The organism is Pseudomonas sp. BP11-1-1 (assembly GCF_052112105.1).
Classification (GTDB): Bacteria; Pseudomonadota; Gammaproteobacteria; order Pseudomonadales; family Pseudomonadaceae; genus Aquipseudomonas; species Aquipseudomonas alvandae.
On sequence record NZ_JAUTYU010000005.1, the window covers coordinates 241,299 to 263,638 of the forward strand.

Sequence of the window (22,340 nt, forward strand, 5' to 3'; positions counted from 1 at the left end):
CTGAACAGACCCAATCCTGTGGGAGCGAGCTTGCTCGCGATGGCGTCAGGTCAGTCACATCAGTTTTGACTGATATACCGCTATCGCGAGCAAGCTCGCTCCCACAGGTTTTGTGTTTGTGAATGCGGTTATTGGGCAGCCGGCACCGCCAGCCACTGCCCAATCACCTTCTGGTAGCTGCCATTGGCCTTGCTCAGGTGCAGCCACTGGTCGACGTACATTTTCCAGGTGTTGTCGTCACGGGGCAGCAGGTAGGCTTTCTCGCCATATTGCAGGTAGTGCGTCGGGTTGACGGCGCACAGGCCGGGCTTGAGTTTCTGCTGGTAGAGCGCTTCCGAGGCGTCGGTGATCATGACGTCGGCGCGTTTCTCCAACAGCTCCTGGAAGATCGTCACGTTGTCATGGAAGGCCAACTGGCCCTTGGGCAGGAACGCCCGCACGAAGGCTTCGTTGGTGCCGCCGGCCGGCTCGACGAGGCGTACCGAAGGCTGGTTCAGCTGCTCGATGGTCTGGTAGCGCGACTGGTCTTCGCAACGCACCAGCGGGATCTTGCCGTCGACGTCCAGGGTGTTGCTGAAATAGGCCTTCTTCTGGCGTTCCAGGGTGACCGAAATCCCGCCCATGCCGACGTCGCATTTGCCGGCCAGCATGTCTGGCATCAGGGTTTTCCAGGTGGTCTGGATCCACTGCACCTTGACGCCCAGGCTGGTGGCGAGTGAGCGGGCCATGTCGATGTCGATGCCTTCGTATTCCCCCGATTCGGCCTTGTAGGTGTAGGGCTTGTAGTCGCCCGTCGTGCACACCCGCAATTCACCCTGCTCAAGGATTCGATCCAGCTGTGACGGGGCAGGCTCGGCCAATGCACTGCCGCAGAGCGCCAGCAGGCCACAGAACGTCATCGTGCTTGTTATGGTTTTCATAAGGATGGGACGTCTCGCAAGGGAAGGGGACAAGACGACGGAGTGTAGTAAAACTGCCGGCGGGCTGTCACCGGAACGCCGAGGCGAATGATCAGCCTGAGGGGGTATCGAGCGCCCGCAGGTTTTCCAGGTAGGCGCAGAACATATCGGCCATGGCAGCGGCATACGCCTGGACTTCTTGCCGCGTGCGGGGCGTTGCCGAAAACCGTTTCCCCACGGAGCTGAGGGTCGCGATGATCAGCTCCCCGGCCAGGGCGCGGGTCTGCACGCCGGCATCCGGCAGCACCTGCTGCATGAACGCGTCCACCGATGCCTGCACCGAACTGCGCGCCGCCTGGTGCTCAGGCGCATCCCGATAAAGCGGCGCGGCGTCGTTGAGTGCGACGCGGATCTGGGCTTCGTCGCACTCGGATTGGATGAAGGCTTGCACAAGGGTTCGCAGCCGCTCCAGGGGCGGCTTGGCAGGATCTTCCAGGATGTCTCGCAACATATCGCTGGTCTGTCGCCATTCATCGCTTTGCAGCCGGAACAGGATCGCGGCCTTGTTCGGAAAGTACTGATACACCGATCCGACGCTCACGCCCGCCCGCTCGGCAACACGGGCCACGGTGAAACGTGGGGCGCCCTGCGTCGCCAAAACCTGAACAGCTGCCTCCAGGACCGCCGCCACGAGCTCGGTGGACCGAGCCTGTTTCGGTTGTTTGCGCGAGGAAATCTGCGGGCTTGGGCGTTCGGACATGAAGGTAATCACCGGGAAAAAGGAATGCGAATAGGAAATGCGACGGATTATTCGTATCTTGAATGCGACTAATTGATCACATTCTAGTCGGCTGCAGGAGCAGCGTTCAACTTCGCATCGCGTCCCTTTCCGCAGGTAAGGTTTATGACTCAAGAAACTCTTCATCACGGCGCCGCTCAGGCGCCTCAGGCAACCGTCGAGGCCAATCCGGTGCTCAGGCTGTTGCCGCTCACGTTGACCGTGTTCATCGGTTTTCTCACCATCGGCCTGCAATTGCCGGTCTTGCCGCTTCACGTGCACGACACGCTGGGGATGGGCACATTGGTGATTGGCCTGGTGGTCGGTGCGCAGTTCGCCGCGGCGCTGTTGTCGCGGGCCTGGGCCGGCAATTTTGCCGACATGCGCGGCGGCAAGCGCGCGGTCATGGCCGGGCTGGTGACGGCGGCGGTTTCCGCGCTGGTGTACCTGCTGTCCCTGGCATTCGTGGCCACGCCGGTGTTGTCGGTCTGGCTGTTGTTGGTGGGCCGCGTGTTGCTGGCGGTTGGCGAAAGCCTTGTGGTCACCGGCGCGTTGGGGTGGGGCATCGGCCTGGTGGGGCCGCAGCACGCTGGCAAGGTCATGGCCTGGAATGGCATCGCCATGTATGGCGCCTATGCATTGGGCGCTCCGCTTGGCGTGGCGCTCAATTTGGGCTGGGGATTCATGGGCATCGTTGTGGCGTCGATGTTCATCCCGCTGCTGGCCTTGGCGGTTGTCGCCAGTGTCCGCGCCGTTGCCCCCACGGCGACCCGGCGGACACCGTTCTACACGATGCTCGGCGCCGTGTGGGTGCCCGGCATGGGCCTGGCGTTTTGCAGCGTCGGCTTCGGTGTTGTCACAGCGTTCATTGCCCTGTTGTTCGCGGCCAGGGATTGGGGCAACGCTTCCTTGGCGTTCACGGCGTTTGGCCTGGCATTCATCGGTGCGCGGCTGCTGTTCGGGCATCTCCCGGACAGGATCGGCGGTGCCCGTGTCGCGCTGGTCTGCGTGGTGATCGAGGCCGTGGGGCTGTTGCTGATCTGGGACGCCGATACGGCATTCGTCGCCTATGTCGGCGCGGCGTTTACCGGCTTCGGTTATTCCCTGGCATTCCCCGGTTTCGGTGTCGAAGCGGTGCGGCGTGCTCCGCCGCAGTCACGCGGCCTGGCCATGGGCGCCTATGTTGCATTCCTGGATATTTCCCTGGGTATCACCAGCCCGCTGGCCGGTGTGTTGGCCAGTGGTTGGGGCATCGAAGCGGTTTACCTGGGCGCTGCCGTTGCCGTCGCCTTATCGTTCGGGGTGGCCTTGATGCTGCTCGGAAGCCGGGAAATACAAGTTCAATACAAATCCTGAGCCTTGTTCAGGTTATAGAAGACTTTCGATCGCTTTTTCAGACAGGAGCGTTGCTCATGCATGTATTCGTTACCGGTGCCACGGGCTGGGTTGGATCGGCCGTGGTGCGAGATCTGCTCGGCGCCGGGCATCAGGTCAGCGGCCTGGCCCGTTGCCAGGAAAAGGCTGCCGCGCTGGCCGCCACCGGCGCAAAGGTGGTTCGAGGAACGTTGGATGACTTGGATGTTCTGCACAACGCAGCCTCGGCGGCGGATGCGGTGGTCCACACCGCGTTCAATCATGATTTTTCACGATTTGCCGAAAATGCCGAGCAAGACCGCCGCGCGATCCTGGCATTGGGCGGCGCGTTGCAAGGCTCCGAGCGGCCTTTATTGGTGACCTCGGGCTTGTTCGGATTGACCCGGGGCGCCAGCGAGCTGGAAGTGGTCAGCCCGGCCTCGCCCCGCAAGTCGGAAGCCACGGCGAGGGACCTGGCCGAGCGCGGCGTGCGGGTGGCAACAGTCCGGCTGGCGCCCTCGGTCCATGGGGCCGGCGACCACGGGTTCGTACCGATCCTGATTCGCCTGGCCCGGGAGAAGGGCGTATCGGCTTACCCCGGCGACGGCAACCATTGCTGGTCGGGCGTGCATCGGCTGGATGCGGCACGGGTCTATCGGCTGGCGCTGGAGCAGGGCGTCACTCAGTCGGTCTACCACGCCGTGGCCGACGAAGCGGTGCCGTTCAAGGACATCGCCCAGGCAATAGGACGTGGCTTGGGTGTACCGGTCGAATCCCGCGAGCGCGAGCATTTCGGCTGGTTCGCGCACATGGCGAGCGCGAACATGGCGGTGTCCAGCGAGTACACCCGTGGCTTGTTGGATTGGATGCCGAGCGGGCCGGGGTTGTTGGATGATCTTGAGCTACCGGATTACTACCGCGCCGATTGAAATGCATAACCTGTGGCGAGGGAGCTTGCTCCCGCTGGGTTGCGCAGCGACCCCAATATCTTACGGTCGCTACGCGAGCGAGCGGGAGCAAGCTCCCTCGCCACAGGGGGATCAGCGGGGAATGATCCCGTGATCGATCGCGTATTTCGCCAGGGCCGCAGGCTTGTCGATGTTGAGCTTGCGGCGGATGCTCAGGCGGTGGGTCTCGACGGTGCGTACGCTGATGTCCAGTTCGCGGGCCATTTCCTTGTTGTTGAGCCCCTGGACCATCTTCGCCAGCACCTGGCTCTCGCGTGGCGTCAGCTCGCTGTCGGTGCTCGGGTCGGTGGCCAGGCGCTGGGCAATCTCGGCGCTGTAGAAAGTGCCGCCGCCGATGATGGCCTCGATGGCGGCGATGATTTCCTTCGACGGCGAATTCTTCAGGACGTAGCCGCTGGCACCGGCGCGCACGGATTCGCTGACGTATTCATGATTGTCGTACATGCTCAGGATCAGGATCTTCAGGCCAGGGTATTGCTTGCCCAACTGCCGGGTCAGCTCGAGGCCGTTCATGTCCTTGAGGCCGATGTCCATCAGCAGCAAGTCCGGTTGGCAACGCCCGACCATTTCGATCGCCTGCACGCCGTTCTCCGCTTCGCCGACCACGTCCAGCCGGGGCATGACGGACAGCAAGGCGCGGATGCCATCGCGGACCAGGGCGTGATCATCGACCAACGCGACGCGTATGGCGGGGGGCAGGTTCATCGGCAGGTGCTCTTGGTGGTGTAGGCGCGCATCAGCTTTCCGTGGCCGGCATGGTCATGGGCAGCAGGATATCCAGTTCGCTTCGTCCCGGCACCGATGTCATCTCCAGCCGCCCGCCAAAATGCTCGACTCGCTCGCGGATATTACGCAGGCCGATGCCGGCATGGCCACGTTCGACCTGCGGGACGTTGAAGCCCATGCCGTCGTCCACCACGGTCAGGCGCAAGGACTGGCCCGAGCCGAACAGGGTGATGGCGACACGTTTCGCCCCGGCATGCCGCTCGATGTTGGTCAGCGCTTCCTGGGCGATGCGGAACAGCGAGACCGGTGCGCCGTTTTCCAGGCGACAGTCGAATTCGTTGCTTCGGTAAGACACTTCCAGGCCGCTGCGCTGCTCGAATTCAGCCGCGAGCTGGCCGATGGCGGCGGGCAGGCCCAGGGTGTCGAGCAGTGAGGACCGCAGATCATGGGAGATGCTACGGATTTCGCCGATGGCTTCGCCCAGCCGGTCCGTGGCGTTCTTCAGGATGCCCAGGCCATTTTCCTGGCCGTTCTCGATGACATGGCTGGCGAGTTCGAACTGGAACTTGATCGACACCAGCAACTGGCTGATGCCGTCGTGCAGTTCGCGGGACACCCGTGAGCGTTCTTCCTCTTGAAGACTGACGATGCGCTGGTTCAGGCGCTGCAGTTTCTTGTCAGCCAGGCGATGTTCGCTGACGTTGAGGGTGATGCCGCCGGCAAACACCAGCAGCACCGCTATCAGGGCGACGGCGGCGATGGCTTGCATGGTGGTGTGGATGCCTTGGGCCACTTCGTCGCGGGCCTGTTGGGTGGCGCGTTCGACGTCTTCCAGGTAGATCCCGGTGCCCAGCATCCAGCCCCAGCGATCCAGCATCACGACGTAGGCCAACTTTTCGGTCACCTGGCCGGAGGAGGGTTTGTTCCAGGCATAACGCTGGAAGCCTTCGCCGGATTCGGCGCTCTTGATCAACGCCTGGATGACTGGCAGGCCGTGGGGATCCTTCATGTCCCAAAGGTATTGCCCCACCAGTTCCGACTGCCGGGCATGCATCAGGCTGCGGCCTTGACGGTCGTAGACGAAGAAATAACCGTTGATGCCAAAACTGAGCTTGCGCAGCTCTTCCAGCACTTGCTGCTGCGCCCGCGCGTCGCCCTTGCCGTCGTCATACAGCGGGGCGATCAGGCTTTGCGCCATTTCCACGTAGTTCTTCAGCTCGGCGCGCTTGCTCGCCAGGATACTGTCTTCGATCAGTTGCGCCTGCTGGTCACCCAGTTGGCGGTTGAGCGAGATGACCAAGGCGCCGATGACAGCAATCGCCAGGACCAACGGCAGGATCCCCAGGGCGACGATCTTGTGTTTGAGCAGCATCTGTACTCCTGTCCGGACTCGGCGGGGAGGTGGATGGCGGGCATCATATGCCAAACCTGTGTGCGCTCAACAATCCTACCGGATACGGGGCTCAAAACTGTGGGAGCGAGCTTGCTCGCGATAGCGGCGTTTCAGTCAATGAAGTGTTGGCTGAAGATCCGCCATCGCGAGCAGGCTCGCTCCCACAGGGGGATTTAGCGAGTCCGCAAATCCCGAGCCCACCCCAAAACAACTGTGGGAGCGAGCTTGCTCGCGAAGGCGGTGGGTCAGACAGATCATCATTAACTGACACTCCGCTTTCGCGAGCAGGCTCGCTCCCACAAGGGAATCGGGGTTCTACGTAGTACTACGGATTTATTTATTGACGGCATGCAGGGATATTGGGCCGGCTCCGAATAGCCGGGGCACACTATAAAAACAATCGCCGCAATCCACTGGATATCGGCAGGAGACACGCAATGACAACCCGTCTGGTTAAACACCTCGCCTGGTTTGCCGTGGCTGTTCTGGGAGCCTGTGCGCTGAGCGTCGTGGCCCTGCGCCGCGGAGAGCCGATCAACGCCCTCTGGATCGTCGTCGCGGCAGTCGCCATCTACTTGGTCGCCTACCGCTACTACAGCCTCTTCATCGCCAACAACGTGATGCAACTCGATGCGCGCCGGGCCACGCCTGCCGTGCTCAACAACGATGGCCTGGACTACGTCCCGACCAACAAACACATCCTTTTCGGCCACCACTTCGCGGCCATTGCCGGCGCGGGGCCGCTGGTCGGGCCGGTGCTGGCGGCGCAGATGGGCTACCTGCCCGGCACGCTCTGGCTGATCGCCGGCGTGGTGCTGGCCGGTGCGGTGCAGGACTTCATGGTCCTGTTCCTCTCCACCCGGCGCAACGGGCGCTCCCTGGGCGACATGGTGCGCGAGGAAATGGGCCGCATTCCCGGCACCATCGCGCTGTTCGGCTGCTTCCTGATCATGATCATCATCCTCGCGGTGCTGGCGCTGATCGTGGTCAAGGCCCTGGCCGAGAGCCCGTGGGGCATTTTCACGGTCATGGCGACCATCCCGATCGCGATGTTCATGGGCGTCTACATGCGCTACATCCGCCCGGGCCGCATCGGTGAAATCTCGGTCATCGGCGTGCTGTTGCTGCTGGGTTCGATCTGGCTGGGCGGGCAAATCGCCGCCGACCCGGTCTGGGCCAAGGCCTTCACCTTCACCGGGATCCAGATCACCTGGATGCTGATCGGCTACGGTTTTGTCGCGGCGGTGCTGCCGGTGTGGCTGATCCTCGCGCCACGGGACTACCTGTCGACCTTCCTGAAGATCGGCACCATCGTCGCCCTGGCGATCGGCATCCTGGTCACCATGCCCGAGCTGAAAATGCCGGCGCTGACCCAGTTCACCGACGGCACCGGGCCGGTGTGGAAGGGCGGCCTGTTCCCGTTCCTGTTCATCACCATCGCCTGTGGCGCGGTCTCGGGCTTCCACGCGCTGATCTCCTCGGGCACCACGCCCAAGCTGCTGGATAACGAAACCAACGCTCGCTACATCGGTTACGGCGGCATGCTGATGGAATCCTTCGTGGCCATCATGGCGATGGTTGCTGCCTCGGTGATCGAACCGGGCGTGTACTTCGCCATGAACAGCCCGGCGGCGATCGTCGGCGGTGACGTGGTGGCCGTGGCCCAGACCGTCAGCAGTTGGGGATTCGCAATCACCCCCGACGCGCTGCAAGCGGTGGCCAAGGACATCGGCGAAACCACCGTGCTGGCCCGTGCCGGCGGTGCGCCGACCCTGGCGGTCGGGATCGCGCAGATCCTGCACTCGGTGCTACCGGGTGAAAACACCATGGCGTTCTGGTACCACTTCGCGATCCTGTTCGAAGCGCTGTTCATCCTCACCGCGGTGGACGCCGGCACCCGTGCCGGGCGCTTCATGCTCCAGGACCTGCTCGGCTCGTTCGTGCCTTCGCTCAAGCGCACCGAATCCTGGCCCGCCAACCTGATCGCCACCGCCGGCTGCGTCGCGCTGTGGGGCTACTTGCTGTACCAGGGCGTGATCGACCCGCTGGGCGGCATCAACACCTTGTGGCCGCTGTTCGGCATCTCCAACCAGATGCTGGCCGGTATCGCGCTGATGCTCGCCACCGTGGTGCTGATCAAGATGAAGCGCCAGCGCTACGTCTGGGTCACGCTGCTGCCGGCGGCCTGGCTGCTGATCTGCACCACCACCGCAGGCCTGATCAAGCTGTTCGACGCCAACCCGGCGATCGGCTTCCTGGCCCTGGCGCGCAAATACAACGATGCCCTGGCCGCCGGCCAGGTCCTGGCGCCGGCCAAGAGCATCGAGCAGATGCAGCACGTGGTGTTCAACGCCTACACCAACGCAACGCTGACGGTGTTGTTCCTGTTCGTGGTCTTCAGCATCCTGTTCTACGCGCTCAAGGTCGGCATCGCCGCCTGGGGCACGAAAGAACGCACGGACAAAGAAGCGCCATTCCAGGCCGTGCCGGACGCTTGATAGGGGATTGCAACGATGTTCAATGACTTGAGTCGCCTCGGTAAATACCTCGGTCAGGCCGCCCGCCTGATGGTCGGCATGCCCGACTACGACAACTACGTCGAGCACATGCAAACCAAGCACCCGGACAAGCCGATGATGGACTACGAGGCGTTCTTCCGCGAACGCCAGGAGGCCCGTTACGGCGGCAAGGGTGGGCCGAAGTGCTGTTGAACTGAGTCTATCCCACAGTTGTTTTGGGCTGGTCTCAAGATTTGTGTACACCACCGTTCCCCTGTGGGAGCGAGCTTGCTCGCGAAAGCGGAGTGTCAGTCAACGATGATTCGGCTGACCTGACGCCATCGCGAGCAAGCCCGCTCCCACAGTTGTTTTTGGGTGGTTTCGAGATTTGCGTGCACACCGATTCCCCTGTGGGAGCGAGCCTGCTCGCGAAAGCGGAGTGTCAGTTAACGATGATTCGGCTGACCCGACGCCTTCGCGAGCAGGCTCGCTCCCACAGTTGGTTTGGGTTGGCCTCAGGATTTGCGTACACCACAAATTCCTTGTGGTGAGGGAGCAAGCTCCGTCGCCACAGGGCCGTTGTCTGGCTTGATTCCGGTGTTGATCAATCGGCCAACAACACCGCCGCATCGAAGCCTACCCGCAGGTTGCCCCAGTGACGACCGCCGAAGAAGAACGGCACGTCGATCTCGGTCATGATTTCGCCGGTGTCGCGCAGGTAGGTCTGCAGCAGGAAGCGCTGGACGTTGCCCGCCGCGCGCAGGCCGATCGGGTCGTTGAAGATCCGCTTGTTGCGGCACACCGGGAGGTCGACGGCGCGGTCGCCGGTCGGTGGCTTGGAGACCCAGCTGTTGTTGACCGGGCAATAACCCTTCGTATCGACAATGAACGAGACCTTGCCGCCCGGCGTGCTGCGGGTGAGCTTGTCGCATTCTTCCTGACAGACCCGGGCAAAGCGCTCGGTGTAGCTGGTCATGTACTGCTTGGGATCGGTGCCCTGAATCAGTTGGTAATTCTGGTCGAACAGGTTGACGCCCTCGTCCTGCAACGCCTGCAAATGAAGCTGCAGCGTGTCGCGGCATTCGCTGGCGCGGGTGATGGCGGCGTCCAGCTTGCCGTGGCCGAGCACGAAGCGGCCCAGCAGCGTCTGGACCTTCTCGGCCACGCCGGACAGGTCGCGGGTGGCGGTGGCCGATTGCTGCATGCGCTGGTCGATCGACTGGCTGTCGGCGTGGATCTGCGTGACGCGTTCGTTGATGCCGGTGTTGGTGTCGGCGAATTGCTGGATGTGATCGGCAATGTCGGCCAGCTTGCCGTTGGTGGATTCGAAGTCGACGATCATGCTTTCGAAATGACCGGACGCGCGCTCCACGACTTTCTGGGTTTCCCGGGCGCTGTGGCTGATCTGAGTGGTCTGCTCGTGGGTCGAGCTGACTTCCTGGAGCATGGCGTCGATGTTGCGCGAGATGTCGTCGGTGGCCCGGCTGACGTTCTGCGCCAGGGTGCGCACTTCATCGGCCACCACCGCAAAGCCCCGGCCACTTTCCCCGGCACGCGCGGCTTCGATGGCTGCGTTGAGCGCCAAGAGGTTGGTCTGGGCGGAAATCTGCTGGATCAGGCCGACGATCGACTTGATGCTCGAGGAGCGCTGGTTGAGGGCGTCCACCAGCCCGGCGAATTCGCCGAGGCTGCTGGAGATCTCGCTGATGTTGCCGGTCACTTCCAGCAGCTCGGCGTAGGAGTCGCGGGCCATGCTCAGGTTCTGCGCGGTGGTGCCGGAGATGCCTTGGGTCTGGCGCGACACCTCTTCGATACGGCCCACGGCGGTATTGCTCTGCTCCATCACTTCCTTGGCGAAACGCGCCTGGTGGGTCGCGCTGTCGCTGGAGTCGCTGATGTTCTTTAGCGAGCGGGCCGACTCGACGGCAATGTGCACCGTCAACGCCTGGACGTTGCTGATGATCTCCCGCTGCTTGGCCAGGAAGCGGTTGCAGGTCGCGGCCAGCGTGCGGATTTCATCGTGGGTGACCAGCGGCAGGTCCTTGGACAGGTCGCCCTCGCCATTGGCGATCTCTTCCAGGGCCTTGGTCATGGCGGTGACGGGGCGCACGATGAGGTGGCGGAAATACCAGACCATGAAACTGATCATGCCCAGCGTCAGGACCGTACCGAAGAGCAGGGCGTGGGTGAGGCTGTCGAGCCGGCCTTCGATTTGCGCCAGCAGCGCCGCGTCCAGCTGGGCCGCGCGCAGCTGCAGGAGGATATCGGCGCGGGCGCTGAGGGCCACCCAATACAACAGCCCACTGACGGCGACCAACAGGAAAAGGCTTGAAAGCTTTTTGGTGAGGGTATCGAAAAACTGCATCTCGATAGACTCGTACAAGGCCTTTAACGTCTGCATGCCGCTGCTCCTGCGAAAAAAATCACTTAATGGAATACATTCGACCGCTCACGGCAAAGCTTTAGGGCAGTGGGGCGATTTGATATCACTTTGGCAATAAATCCTGTGGGAGCGAGCTTGCTCGCGATAGCGGCGGCACGTTCCACATCAATGAAACCGATCTACCGCCATCGCGAGCAAGCTCGCTCCCACAAAGGATCACGCCGATAATCATTTGATGCAAAAGATTTACTGGGAATGATTCTCAAAGTATATTCGCTCTCATTCACAACCCCTCCTTGAGTGCAGCGTCTTGAATCGTTCCACCCCTCTCGCTTACCGCAACGCCCTCGTCAAATGTGTTTTACCCGCGCTGTCCTGCTGTTTCATGGCAAGTCCCTTGAGGGCACAGGACACTCTCGAGCTGCCCACTACGGATGTGCAAGGCGGCCGGATCATTCAGGACGAAGGCTACACGGCATCGCAAGCCAGCACGGCGAGCAAGAGCGATGTACCGATCAAGGAAGAGGCGCAATCGATCAATGTGGTGACCCAGCAGACGCTGGCGGACTATCAGGTGCGCTCGCTGGAAGACGCGATGAAGTTCGTCAGCGGTGTCAGCCAGGGCAACACCCTGGGCGGCTCGCGGGACTCGCTGGTCAAGCGCGGCTTCGGCACCAACGATGACGGCTCGATCCTGCGCGACGGCGTGCGTTCCAACCTGGGCCACAACTTCAGCGCCACCACCGAGCGGGTCGAAGTGCTCAAGGGCCCTGCCTCGATGTTGTACGGCGCCCTGGAGCCCGGCGGACTGGTCAACGTCATCAGCAAGAAGCCCGAGTACACCCAGAGCACCACGCTGAGCGGTTCCGCCTACAGCGAAGGCGGCGGCACCATGGCCGTGGACACCACTGGCCCCTTGGGCGACACCGGCCTGGCCTATCGCCTGATCGCCGAGCGCGGTCATGAGGATTACTGGCGCAACTACGGCGTCAACGAGAGCACGCTGGTGGCGCCATCGCTGGCGTGGAACGGTGAGCGGGCTTCGTTGAACCTGAGTTATGAGTACAACGAATATTCCAATCCGTTTGACCGGGGGACGATGTTCACCAATGGGCATCCGGCCGATATCGATTACGACAAGCGCCTGGACGAGCCTTGGGCCAAGAGCGTCGGTATTCGTGAGACGGCGACTGCGCGGTTCGAGTACGAGCTGACGGACGCGTGGAAGACGCGGGTGACTTATGGTTGGAACAATGACCGGTACAGTCTTTCGATTGCCCAGCCGCGCCTGTCGAATGGTGTCCTGCAGCGCGCCGCCAACGGTGCGCATTATGACGATGAAACCCGCTACGCCAGTTGGGACTTCATTGGCAATCAAGAATTGTTCGGCCAGCGTCATGATCTGTTGGTGGGCGTCGACAACCAGGTTTCAGACCAGTTTCGGGGCAAGACTTACCGTGGCGCTAACCAAGCAGGCTTCGATCCTGCGGCTCCGGTGTACGGTGGCCTGGATAAGCCCAGCGTCATCAGCCCAACCCAGAGCAACCTGAGCAACAAGCTGACCTCCAGTTCGGTGTATCTGAAGGACAACTGGCACCTGGACGATCGCTGGATCCTGGTGTTTGGCGGTCGTTATCAGCATTACGATCAATACACGACGCAGGGACTCGTCCCGGCCAAGCCAGTTCGCGACGATAATGGCGACGCCTTCGTCCCATTCCTCGGCCTGGTCTACAAAGCCACGGAAGAACTGTCGCTGTATGGCAACTACAGCCGGTCATTCAAACCTAACGATGTGGTCGATAAGAATAGTCGTACCTTCCAGCCAGAGGAGGGCCGCAGCTACGAGATCGGTGCCAAGTACGATCCGCTGCCGGGCTTGAACATCAACCTCGCGCTGTTCGATATCGTGAAAAAGAACGTGGTCACGACCGTTGATAATGTCTCCGAGGCCGCGGGCAAAGTCGGCTCCCAAGGCCTGGAGTTGGACATCACCGGGCGCCTCGCCGAGCGCTGGGACCTTATCGGCACCTACGCCTACACCCACACCGAAATTCTCGATGACCCGAAGAACGAAGGTCACCGCCTGCCCGACGCCCCCAAGCACACCGCCAGCCTGTACCTGAGCCACCACCTGAACGTCCCGGCCGAATTCGGCGCCTGGCACGCCGGTGCCGGTGCCCGTTATGTCGGCGAGCGTGCGGCTAACGCGGCGAACGATTTCTGGATGAGCAGCTACACCGTTGCCGACGCTTTCCTGCGCTGGGAATCGCCAGTGTTCGGACACAAGACGTCGTTGCAGTTGAACGTCGACAACCTGTTCGACAAGCAGTATTACCCGTCGTCCACGGGCAGCGAGTTGATGGTCAACGTCGGCGAGCCGCGTACCGCCAAGCTGAGTGCCAGCGTGACGTTCTGATCACGGCGCTCCAATAAAAATGCCCGGACAGCAATGTCCGGGCATTTTTGTTTCTGGCTTCAGGCCGCCTTCGCGAGCAAGCTCGCTCCCACAGTTATTTTGGGGGGGTATCAAGATTTGGGTACGCCACCGATCCCCTGTGGGAGTGAGCTTGCTCGCGAAAGCGGAGTGTCAGTTAACGATGATTTGACTGACTCGACACCATCGCGGGCAAGCCCGTTCCCACAGGGTCAGCGAAACGCCGGCACGACCTGCTGGATAAACAGCTCCAGGGACTTCTTCTTCTCGGCATGGGACAGGCTGTTGTCGCACCAGAAGCTGAACTCGTCCACGCCCAGTTCCTGGTAATACTTGATCCGCTCGATGATCTGCTGAGGGGTGCCGATCATGGTGTGCTTGCGGATGTTTTCCAGCTGGAATTCCGGACGCTCGGCGAACTTCTCTTCCGGGCTCGGCGCCAGGAAGCCGTTGACCGGTACCTGCTTGTTGCCGAACCAGGCATCGAAGGTGCGGTAGAACTTGGAAATCGCCTGGGCACCGACTTTCCAACCTTCGGGATCGTCCACGGCGTGTACGTGGGTGTGGCGCAGTACCATCAGTTGCGGGCGCGGCACGTCAGGGTTGTTGTCCAGGGCGGCCTGGAATTTGTTCTTCAGGTCGAGGACTTCCTCGTCGCCCTTCATCAACGGCGTGACCATCACGTTGCAGCCGTTGGCGACGGCGAAGTTATGGGAGTCGGGGTCGCGGGCGGCGATCCACATCGGCGGATGGGGCTTGCGGATTGGCTTCGGCACGCTGGTGGAGGTGGGGAATTTCCAGATCTCGCCGTCGTGGGCGTAATCACCCTGCCACAGCGCACGCACCACCGGGACCATTTCCCGCAAGGCCTGGCCGCCGGAGGAGGCGGGCATGCCGCCGGCCATGCGGTCGAACTCCACCTGGTAGGCGCCCCGGGCCAGGCCGACTTCCATGCGGCCGTTGCTGATCACGTCCAGCAACGCGCATTCGCCCGCCACCCGCAGCGGGTGCCAGAACGGCGCGATGATGGTGCCGGCGCCGAGGTGGATGGTGGTGGTCTTGCCGGCCAGGTACGCCAGCAGTGGCATCGGGCTTGGCGAAATGGTGTATTCCATGGCGTGGTGTTCGCCGATCCACACGGTGCTGAAACCACCGGCCTCGGCCATCAGGGTCAGCTCGCTCAGGTCTTCGAACAACTGGCGATGGCTGACGCTTTCGTCCCAGCGCTCCATGTGTACGAACAAAGAAAATTTCATGGCGCTTTCTCTTCTTGTCTTGTTGACGATCGGTTCAGGCGAGGACGGGCAGGGCGCCCATCTTGCCGTGGCAATAAACCAGGGGGCCCGGTGTGTGTTGCGGCACGATCAGGTTCTTCACCGCGCCGACCATGATGGCGTGGTCACCGCCTTCGTATTCGCGCCACAGTTCGCACTCGATGATGGCGGTGGCGTTGTCAAGCAGCGGGTTGCCCCGTTCGCTCAGGGTCCAGTCGATGCCCTGGGCCTTGTCCTTGCCTTTGCGGGCGAAGGCATAGGCTTCGTTCTGCTGGCCGCCGGACAGCAGGTGGATGGCGAAGCGCTTGTTCTTGATCAGCACCGGGTAGGAATCGGAGCTGTAGTTTGGGCAGAACAGCACCAGGGCCGGTTCCATCGACAACGAGCTGAAGGCGCTGGCGGTCAGGCCGACGATTTGTCCGTCATCGTCGAGGGTGGTGATCACCGTCACACCGGACGGGAACGAGCCCATGACTTGTTTGTAAACGTTGGCATCGATCATTTTCGCAATCCTCGCCCGCAGGCGGTTATGACCCAGTGTTCTTCAGTGAGCGCCGGCGGCCTTGTTCAGGTCGCTCTCGGCCCATTGGGTGTAGACGCAAGCATCGGCGGTGGCCCAGCGCACGCGCACCGGGTCGCCGGCCTTGAGCGGCATGCCGGCGGCGGACAGCGCCTTGACGGTCATCGCGGTGCCGCCGGAGGTCACTACGCTGCAGGTCTGGCTTTCGCCGAGGAACAGCACTTCCACGACCTTGGCCGCGACTTCGTTCCAGCCGGCCGGCAGGGTGTCCTGGCTGGCTTGTTCGACGCTCAAGGCCAAGGCTTTTTCCGGGCGCACCATCAGCAACACGTCCTGGTCGGCTTGCAGGCCGGCGGTCAGGCGGATCGACAGCGACTGGCCTTCGAAGGTCGCCGCGGCATTGCCCTGGGCCTTGAGCTTGAGGAAGTTGGAGTTGCCCAGGAACGAGGCGACAAAGGCATTTGGCGGGTTCTGGTAGAGGTCATAGCCGCTGCCCAGGCCGACAATCTTGCCGTGGCTGAAAATCGCGATGCGCTGGGACAGGCGCATGGCTTCTTCCTGGTCATGGGTGACGTAGACGATGGTGATGCCCAGGCGCCGATGCAGTTGGCGCAACTCGTCTTGCAAGTCTTCGCGGAGCTTTTTATCCAGGGCGCCGAGGGGTTCGTCCATCAACAGGATGCGTGGCTCGTAGACCAGCGCCCGGGCAATCGCCACGCGTTGCTGCTGGCCGCCAGACAGCTGCGACGGACGGCGATGGGCGAACTGTTCCAACTGAACCAGCTTGAGCATTGCATCGACGCGGCGATCACGTTCAGCCGCCGCCAGTTTGCGGATCGCCAGGGGAAAGGCGATGTTGTCGCGCACCGACAGGTGTGGGAACAGCGAATAGCGCTGGAACACCATGCCGATGTCGCGCTTGTGCGGCGGCACGTTGACCAGGGATTTGCCGCCCACCAGGATCTCGCCACTGCTGGGTGTTTCGAACCCGGCCAGCATCGACAGCGTGGTGCTCTTGCCCGAGCCGCTGGAGCCGAGGAAGGTCAGGAATTCGCCGTCCTGGATCTCCAGGGAAATATCGTCCACGGCAGCAAAGTCGCCGTAGTGCTTGTTCAGGTTGCGCAGGCTGACCAGGGTCTTGTTGTTCTGTTGTGCGGGGTCTTTGACGGCACTCATCGTGTTCTCCTAGGCGCTCAGGCGCTGATTTCATTGCGCCGGCGCAGGGCGGCGGCGATCACCATCACCAACACCGAGAGGCCGATCAGCAGCGTCGAAGCGACGGCGATCACAGGCGTCAGGTCCTGGCGCAGGGTGGTCCACATTTTTACGGGCAGGGTTTGCAGGGTCGGGCTGGCCATCATCACGCTCAGCACCACCTCGTCCCACGACACCAGGAACGCGAACAGCGCCCCGGCGACCATGCCCGGGCGAATCGCCGGGAACGTCACCTTGAACACCGCTTGCAGGCGCGAAGCACCGCAGATCACGGCCGCGTCCTCGATGGATTGGTCGAACAGCTTGAGCGAGTTGATGATCGAGATAATGGTGAACGGCAGCGCGACGATCACATGGCTGACCACGAAGGCAAACATCGTCCCGGTGTAGCCGAGCTTGAGGAACAGCGCGTACACCGCCACCGCGATGATCACCAGCGGTACGATCATCGGCAGGGTGAACAGGCCGTAGAGCATTTCCCGGCCGGGGAAACGCCCGCGCACCAGGGCAAACGCAGTAGGCAGGCCGAGGGCGACAGCGCAGACGGTGGTCAGCACCGCGACCTTGAGGCTGGTCAGCGCGGCGCTCATCCAGTCCGGGTTGGAAAAGAACTGGCCGTACCATTTGAACGTCCAGCCCGGTGGCGGGAACACCAGCCACTGGGAGGAGCCGAACGACAGCAGCACGATGAACACGATCGGCAACAGCAGGAACAATGCGATCACGCCCGTGGTGAAATAGAGGCCGAACCGCATGCGCCGGCTCATGGCATTGGGAGTCAGGAGCATGGCGGCTTACCTCGCGTTGCTGGCGCCGACCGGGGATTCCGGCTGGAGCTTCAGGTAGAAGTAGAACAACACCAGGGTGATCGCCACCAACAAGGCTGCGCCGGCACTGGCCAGGCCCCAGTTGAGGAACGATTGCACCTGCTGGATGATGAATTCCGGCAGCATCATGTTCTGCGCGCCGCCCAGCAGCGCCGGAGTCACGTAGTAACCGAGGGACATCACGAAGACCATCAGCCCGCCCGAGAACAGCCCAGGCCGGCACAGCGGCAGGAACACCCGGAAGAAGTTGGTCCAGGGGCTGGCGCCGCAGATGGAGCCGGCCTGCAGGATCATCGGGTCGATGGCTTGCATGGTCGCCTGCAACGGCAGGACGATGAACGGGATCATGATGTAACTCATGCCGATCACCACGCCGGTGAGGTTGTGCACCATTTCCAGCGGCTGATCGATGACACCCAGCGCCATCAACGCCTTGTTCACCACGCCCGAGGCTTGCAGCAGCACCAGCCAGGAGTAGGTGCGGGCCAGCAGGCTGGTCCACATCGACAGCAGCACGATGTTCAGCATCCAGCGGCCCCAGCCACGGGGCACCAGGGTGATCGCCCAGGCCAGCGGGAAGCCCAGCAAGAGGCTGAACAGCGTCACCAGCCCGGCCACCGAAAAGGTGTTGAACAACACCCGGGCGTAGGCCGAGTTGGCGAACAATTGCTCGTAGTTGCCCAGACCCGGCACCGGCTCCAGCACCCCGCGCAGCAGCAGGCCGATCAGCGGCGCCAGGAAAAACAGACCGAGGAACAGCAGGGCGGGGAGCAGGTTGCCCGCACCCCGCCAGCGTTGTGCCAGGGAGGGCGTCTGTTTCGACGTCACGGTCGCGGCGCTTGCCGAACCGGCAGCGCCGGTGGCGCTCCCGGTGCGAGGGGTTGCCGCTGCCGTCATTTTTATTTGACCAGCCATTCGTTCCACCGTGTCGCAATGTCCTGACCGTTCTTGGCCCAGTACGCAAAATCAAGCGTGATCTGATCCTTGGCGTAGGCGGTCGGCAAGTTGGGGGCGAGCACCGAATCCAGGCGTGCGATGCTGTCGACGTTGACCGGCGCGTAGGCGGTCAGGTTGGAAAAATCGGCCTGGCCCTTGGCGCTGCTGGCGTTGGCCAGGAACTTCATGGCGGCAGCCTTGTTTTTCGAGCCTTTTGGAATGACCAGGATGTCGGCCATGACCAGGTTCTGTTTCCAGCTTACGCCAACCGGCGCGCCGTCTTGTTGCAGGGCGTAGATACGACCGTTCCAGAACTGGCCGATGCTGGCTTCGCCGGACGCGAGCAACTGCTGGGACTGGGCGCCGCCGCCCCACCAGACGATGTCTTTCTTGATGGTGTCGAGCTTCTTGAAGGCGCGGTCCAGGTCCAGCGGATAGAGCTTGTCCTGGGTCACGCCGTCGGCCAACAGGGCCAGTTCCAGCACGCCAGGGCTTGGCCATTTGTAGAGGGCGCGCTTGCCGGGGTAGGTCTTGGTGTCGAACAGCGCGGACCAGTCCTGGGGCTTGCCCGAACCGAGCTTGCCTTCGTTGTAGCCGAGCACGAACGAGAAGTAGAAGGAGCCGACGCCGTGGTCGGAGACGAAGCGCGGGTCGATCTTGTCGCGCTGCACGACCGAGAAGTCGAGGGGTTCGAGCAGGCCTTCGGCGGCGGCGCGCAGGGCGAAGTCGGCTTCGACGTCGACCACGTCCCACTGCACGTTGCCACTTTCGACCATGGCCTTGAGCTTGCCGTAGTCGGTCGGGCCGTCCTGGACCACGGTGATGCCGCTGGCCTTGCTGAACGGATCGGCCCAGGCCTGTTTCTGCGCGTCCTGGGTGCTACCACCCCAACTGACGAAGTTGACGCTTTCAGCGGCCATCGTCGCCTGGCTGGTGACACTCAGCAGGCCGGCAAAAAGAATTGCGGCTGCACTTTTCTTCAACACCATTTTCACGCCCTCATTGTTGTGTTTATTGAGTGGGCTTCTGTTCGCCCACCTATCGGGAGCTTGGGGTCAATCGGTCTTGCCAATGACCGTGCCATGGGAGGCTGGAGCGCTCGGTCTATGGAATATCATATTATGGTATTCCAAGCTTTCTGCAAGCACTTTGCCGTACCGGCTATCTGTCTGGAGCGGAAATTCTCTATGTTCATGCATCCTGTGGGGGCGAGCTTGCTCGCGATTGCGGTGTGTCAGTCGCCATTGATGTCGACAGATCCATTGCCATCGCGAGCAAGCTCGCTCCCACAGGGGATTTTGTTCAGCCTCGGGTTATCCCGCGAACGGAATACTCTCCACCACCTCCAGGTCATACCCGGTCAACCCCGCGTACTTGAGCGGCGGGCCCAGGTGCCGCAGTTTCCCGACGCCCAGGTCCTGCAGGATCTGCGCGCCCGTGCCTACTTCAGAATAGATGCGCGATTGGGAACGGCTGAACTGACGGGGCGGTTGGGTGAGCTGCGGCACACGTTCAAGCAGGGCCTGGGACGACTCGTGATTCGCCAGCACCACCACCACGCCACGGCCTTCTTCGGCGACCCGTTGCAGCGCCGCCCAGAGCGTCCAGTTGGAAGGGCCGTTGTACTCGGCGCCTACCAGGTCGCGCAGCGGGTCGATCACGTGCACGCGCACCAGGGTCGGTTCCTCCCGGCGAATGTCGCCCATGACCATCGCCATGTGCACGCCGCCTTCGATGCGGTCTTCAAAGGTGAACAGGCGGAAGGTGCCGTGCACCGTCGGCAATTCCTGTTCACCGATGCGCACCACGGTGTGCTCGGTGCTCAGGCGGTAGTGAATCAGGTCGGCGATCGTGCCGATCTTGATGCCGTGCTTGCGAGCGAAGATCTCCAGGTCCGGCCGACGGGCCATGGTGCCGTCGTCGTTCATCACTTCGACGATTACCGAGGCCGGTGTGAAACCCGCCAGGCGCGCCAGGTCGCAGCCTGCTTCGGTGTGCCCGGCGCGGGTCAGCACGCCGCCTTCCTTGGCCCGCAGCGGGAAGATGTGCCCCGGCTGCACAATGTCGTTGGGCCCGGCATCGGTGGCCACGGCGGCGGCAACGGTGCGTGCCCGGTCGGCGGCGGAAATGCCGGTGGTCACGCCGATGGCGGCCTCGATGGACACGGTGAACGCTGTGCTGAACACGCTGCCGTTGCTCGGCACCATCTGCTCGAGACCCAGGCGCTGGCAATGCTCGTCGGTCAGGGTCAGGCAAATCAAACCGCGCGCTTCCCGGGCCATGAAGCTGATCGCCTGGGCATTGCAGCAGTCGGCAGCCAGCAGCAGGTCGCCTTCGTTTTCCCGATCTTCGTCATCCACCAGCAACACCATCTTGCCCAGGCGGTAGTCTTCGATGATTTCCTGAATGCTGTTAAAGGCCATGTCGGGCTCTCTTTGTTTGATGGGCTTGCTGGAACGTTAATGTGGTATACCATAATACAAAACAAACCGAGAGGTCACTATGAAGGCGTACTGGATTGCTCATGTGGATGTCACCGACCCCGATCAATACAGCCAATACACCCAGCGGGCGCCGGCGGCGTTTGCCTTGTATGGCGGGCGAATGCTGGCCCGGGGCGGGCGCAGTGAGGCGATGGAGGGCAGGGCCACGCCGCAGCGCAGCGTGGTGATCGAATTCGATTCCTATGAACAGGCGCTGGCCTGCTATCACTCGCAGCAGTATCAGGACGCGAAGAAACACCGTGAAGGTGTGGCGCGGGCCGAAGTGATTATCGTCGAGGGCGTGGCGCCCTGAGGTGTGTCAGCGGATGAAGTGGATCTTGCCGCTGTCGTCGTTGCCCATGTAGATGCCATAGACCCCGGCCTGGCGCTCCTCGATATAACGTTCGAGGATCTGCCGGATGGCCGGGTAATAGATGCTGTCCCACGGAATGTCTTCCGGGGCGAAGAACTGGCAGGCGAGGGTTTCCGGGCCGAACTCGCCGGTGATCTCCAGCGCGATGGCGCGGAAGATGATGTACACCTCGCTGATTTTCGGCACGCTGAAAATCGAGTAGGGCGAGACGATTTCGGCGCGTACGCCGGTTTCTTCCCAGACTTCGCGCAGCGCCGCCTGCTCGGTGGTCTCGTTGCCTTCCATGAAGCCGGCCGGCAATGTCCAGGTGCCAGGACGCGGCGGGATGGCGCGTTGGCACAACAGGTATTTACCGTCCTGCTCGATGATGCAGCCGGCAATGATCTTCGGGTTGACGTAATGGATGTAGCCGCAGCCGCCGCACATCAGCCGCTCATGGGTATCGCCCGCTGGCAGGCGCTGACTCAAATCAGCGCCGCCGCACTTTGGACAAAAGCTCGGGCTGAACATGATCAGCGTCCTATGCGAGGTTCTTTGAGCGCGATGGGCGCGGTGATTTCCGGGATGTCGCCGGTTTCTTCCTGCTTGCGCTTGAGGTATTCCAGCGCGACCTTGGCAGCGGCGCGCACGTGGTCGACGCAGGCCTGGTGGGCCGCCAGTGGGTCGCCGCTCTTGATCGCCTCGACCATGCGCTCCATTTCCTGGTTGCTGCTGCCGCGACGGTTTTCCTGGGACACCGACGTGGCCCGCAGGTAGCTGATGCGCGCCTGCAACTGGCGCAGCTGGGTGGCGGCGACATGGTTGCCGGAGCCTTCGAGCAGCACGTCGTAGAAGCCCTGGACCGAATCCAGTACCTGTTGCAGTTCGCCGTCCTTGAGGGCCTTGCGGTTTTCTTCCAGGGCCTTTTCCAGCGCCTTGATGTCCTTGGCCTTGGCCCGCAGGGTGAACAGCTGGACGATCAGGCCTTCGAGCACGCAACGCAGCTCATAGATGTCGCCGGCATCGGCCAGGGTGATGATCGCCACGCGTGGGCCCTTGGCATCGGCGAATTCGACCAGCCCTTCGGACTCAAGGTGACGCAGGGCTTCGCGCACCGACGTGCGGCTCACGCCCAGGCGATCGCACAGGTCGCGCTCGACCAGGCGATCACCCGGCAGCAGCTGGAAGTTCATGATGGCGCTTCGCAATTTATCCAGCACGATCTCGCGCAGGGTGACGGGGTTGCGATTGACCTTGAAGCTGTCGTCGAGTGGCAGGCGTTTCATGGGGTCCGCTCT

General features: G+C 62.3%; 20 protein-coding genes. 6 read left to right on the forward strand and 14 right to left on the reverse strand.

The window, feature by feature from the left end; translation table 11 throughout:
- Positions 1-128: 128 nt before the first annotated feature.
- Positions 129-920 (reverse strand): transporter substrate-binding domain-containing protein, encoded by a 792-nt coding sequence (locus Q7C33_RS13460; protein WP_198798292.1) that lies wholly within the window; start codon positions 918-920, stop codon positions 129-131.
- 91 nt (positions 921-1,011) lie between these two features.
- Complete coding sequence (locus Q7C33_RS13465; RefSeq protein ID WP_030142581.1) at positions 1,012-1,659, reverse strand: TetR family transcriptional regulator; 648 nt, start codon at positions 1,657-1,659, stop codon at positions 1,012-1,014.
- 144 nt (positions 1,660-1,803) lie between these two features.
- On the opposite strand from Q7C33_RS13465, the gene Q7C33_RS13470 reads away from it, so the two are divergent.
- Positions 1,804-3,033 carry an arabinose transporter gene (locus tag Q7C33_RS13470; protein WP_030142580.1) on the forward strand — a complete coding sequence of 410 codons (1,230 nt, stop codon included), beginning with the start codon at positions 1,804-1,806 and terminating at the stop codon, positions 3,031-3,033.
- 56 nt (positions 3,034-3,089) lie between these two features.
- Positions 3,090-3,959: an SDR family oxidoreductase gene (locus Q7C33_RS13475; RefSeq protein WP_407683536.1), complete on the forward strand. Its 870-nt coding sequence runs from the start codon at positions 3,090-3,092 to the stop codon at positions 3,957-3,959.
- A 111-nt stretch (positions 3,960-4,070) separates the two neighbouring features.
- Here the strand turns inward: Q7C33_RS13475 and Q7C33_RS13480 are convergent, their stop codons facing one another.
- Together Q7C33_RS13480 and Q7C33_RS13485 are read right to left on the reverse strand one after the other, a co-directional pair.
- Entirely contained in the window at positions 4,071-4,703 is a 633-nt protein-coding gene (locus tag Q7C33_RS13480; RefSeq protein ID WP_217861782.1) for a response regulator, read from the reverse strand.
- Positions 4,704-4,734: 31 nt separating this feature from the next.
- Complete coding sequence (locus Q7C33_RS13485) at positions 4,735-6,096, reverse strand: cache domain-containing protein (protein ID WP_217861783.1); 1,362 nt, start codon at positions 6,094-6,096, stop codon at positions 4,735-4,737.
- 458 nt (positions 6,097-6,554) lie between these two features.
- Here Q7C33_RS13485 and Q7C33_RS13490 point away from each other — a divergent pair, with 458 nt between their 5' ends.
- Positions 6,555-8,615, forward strand: coding sequence for a carbon starvation CstA family protein (locus Q7C33_RS13490; RefSeq protein WP_407683537.1), 2,061 nt, complete (start codon positions 6,555-6,557; stop codon positions 8,613-8,615).
- A gap of 15 nt (positions 8,616-8,630) precedes the next feature.
- Positions 8,631-8,828 (forward strand): YbdD/YjiX family protein, encoded by a 198-nt coding sequence (locus Q7C33_RS13495; RefSeq protein ID WP_003182142.1) that lies wholly within the window; start codon positions 8,631-8,633, stop codon positions 8,826-8,828.
- A 391-nt stretch (positions 8,829-9,219) separates the two neighbouring features.
- Here Q7C33_RS13495 and Q7C33_RS13500 read toward each other — a convergent pair whose 3' ends face one another.
- Positions 9,220-11,016 carry a methyl-accepting chemotaxis protein gene (locus tag Q7C33_RS13500; RefSeq protein ID WP_030142575.1) on the reverse strand — a complete coding sequence of 599 codons (1,797 nt, stop codon included), beginning with the start codon at positions 11,014-11,016 and terminating at the stop codon, positions 9,220-9,222.
- Between the two features lie 367 nt (positions 11,017-11,383).
- Between Q7C33_RS13500 and Q7C33_RS13505 the strand changes: the two genes are divergently transcribed.
- On the forward strand, positions 11,384-13,417 hold the full coding sequence (locus Q7C33_RS13505; protein ID WP_407683538.1) for a TonB-dependent siderophore receptor: 2,034 nt from the start codon (positions 11,384-11,386) through the stop codon (positions 13,415-13,417).
- Positions 13,418-13,647: 230 nt separating this feature from the next.
- Here the strand turns inward: Q7C33_RS13505 and Q7C33_RS13510 are convergent, their stop codons facing one another.
- The 7 genes from Q7C33_RS13510 to ribBA form a co-directional block, all read right to left on the reverse strand.
- Complete coding sequence (locus Q7C33_RS13510) at positions 13,648-14,691, reverse strand: LLM class flavin-dependent oxidoreductase (protein ID WP_407683539.1); 1,044 nt, start codon at positions 14,689-14,691, stop codon at positions 13,648-13,650.
- Positions 14,692-14,725: 34 nt separating this feature from the next.
- Complete coding sequence (locus Q7C33_RS13515; RefSeq protein ID WP_217861788.1) at positions 14,726-15,211, reverse strand: flavin reductase family protein; 486 nt, start codon at positions 15,209-15,211, stop codon at positions 14,726-14,728.
- A 42-nt stretch (positions 15,212-15,253) separates the two neighbouring features.
- Positions 15,254-16,405: an ABC transporter ATP-binding protein gene (locus Q7C33_RS13520; protein ID WP_258650693.1), complete on the reverse strand. Its 1,152-nt coding sequence runs from the start codon at positions 16,403-16,405 to the stop codon at positions 15,254-15,256.
- Between the two features lie 17 nt (positions 16,406-16,422).
- Positions 16,423-17,232 carry an ABC transporter permease gene (locus tag Q7C33_RS13525; RefSeq protein ID WP_030142570.1) on the reverse strand — a complete coding sequence of 270 codons (810 nt, stop codon included), beginning with the start codon at positions 17,230-17,232 and terminating at the stop codon, positions 16,423-16,425.
- Between the two features lie 6 nt (positions 17,233-17,238).
- Positions 17,239-18,186 (reverse strand): ABC transporter permease, encoded by a 948-nt coding sequence (locus Q7C33_RS13530; RefSeq protein ID WP_407683540.1) that lies wholly within the window; start codon positions 18,184-18,186, stop codon positions 17,239-17,241.
- On the reverse strand, positions 18,171-19,196 hold the full coding sequence (locus tag Q7C33_RS13535; protein WP_030142568.1) for an ABC transporter substrate-binding protein: 1,026 nt from the start codon (positions 19,194-19,196) through the stop codon (positions 18,171-18,173). Before Q7C33_RS13535 ends, Q7C33_RS13530 begins: the two co-directional genes overlap by 16 nt.
- Before the next feature lie 324 nt (positions 19,197-19,520).
- Positions 19,521-20,630 (reverse strand): bifunctional 3,4-dihydroxy-2-butanone-4-phosphate synthase/GTP cyclohydrolase II, encoded by a 1,110-nt coding sequence (gene ribBA / locus Q7C33_RS13540; protein ID WP_407683541.1) that lies wholly within the window; start codon positions 20,628-20,630, stop codon positions 19,521-19,523.
- Positions 20,631-20,709: 79 nt separating this feature from the next.
- On the opposite strand from ribBA, the gene Q7C33_RS13545 reads away from it, so the two are divergent.
- Complete coding sequence (locus Q7C33_RS13545) at positions 20,710-21,003, forward strand: DUF1330 domain-containing protein (RefSeq protein WP_030142566.1); 294 nt, start codon at positions 20,710-20,712, stop codon at positions 21,001-21,003.
- Positions 21,004-21,009: 6 nt separating this feature from the next.
- Here Q7C33_RS13545 and Q7C33_RS13550 read toward each other — a convergent pair whose 3' ends face one another.
- Both Q7C33_RS13550 and Q7C33_RS13555 read right to left on the reverse strand, forming a co-directional pair.
- Positions 21,010-21,573: an NUDIX hydrolase gene (locus Q7C33_RS13550; protein WP_217861790.1), complete on the reverse strand. Its 564-nt coding sequence runs from the start codon at positions 21,571-21,573 to the stop codon at positions 21,010-21,012.
- A gap of 2 nt (positions 21,574-21,575) precedes the next feature.
- Positions 21,576-22,328, reverse strand: coding sequence for a GntR family transcriptional regulator (locus Q7C33_RS13555; protein ID WP_181290077.1), 753 nt, complete (start codon positions 22,326-22,328; stop codon positions 21,576-21,578).
- Positions 22,329-22,340: the final 12 nt, after the last annotated feature.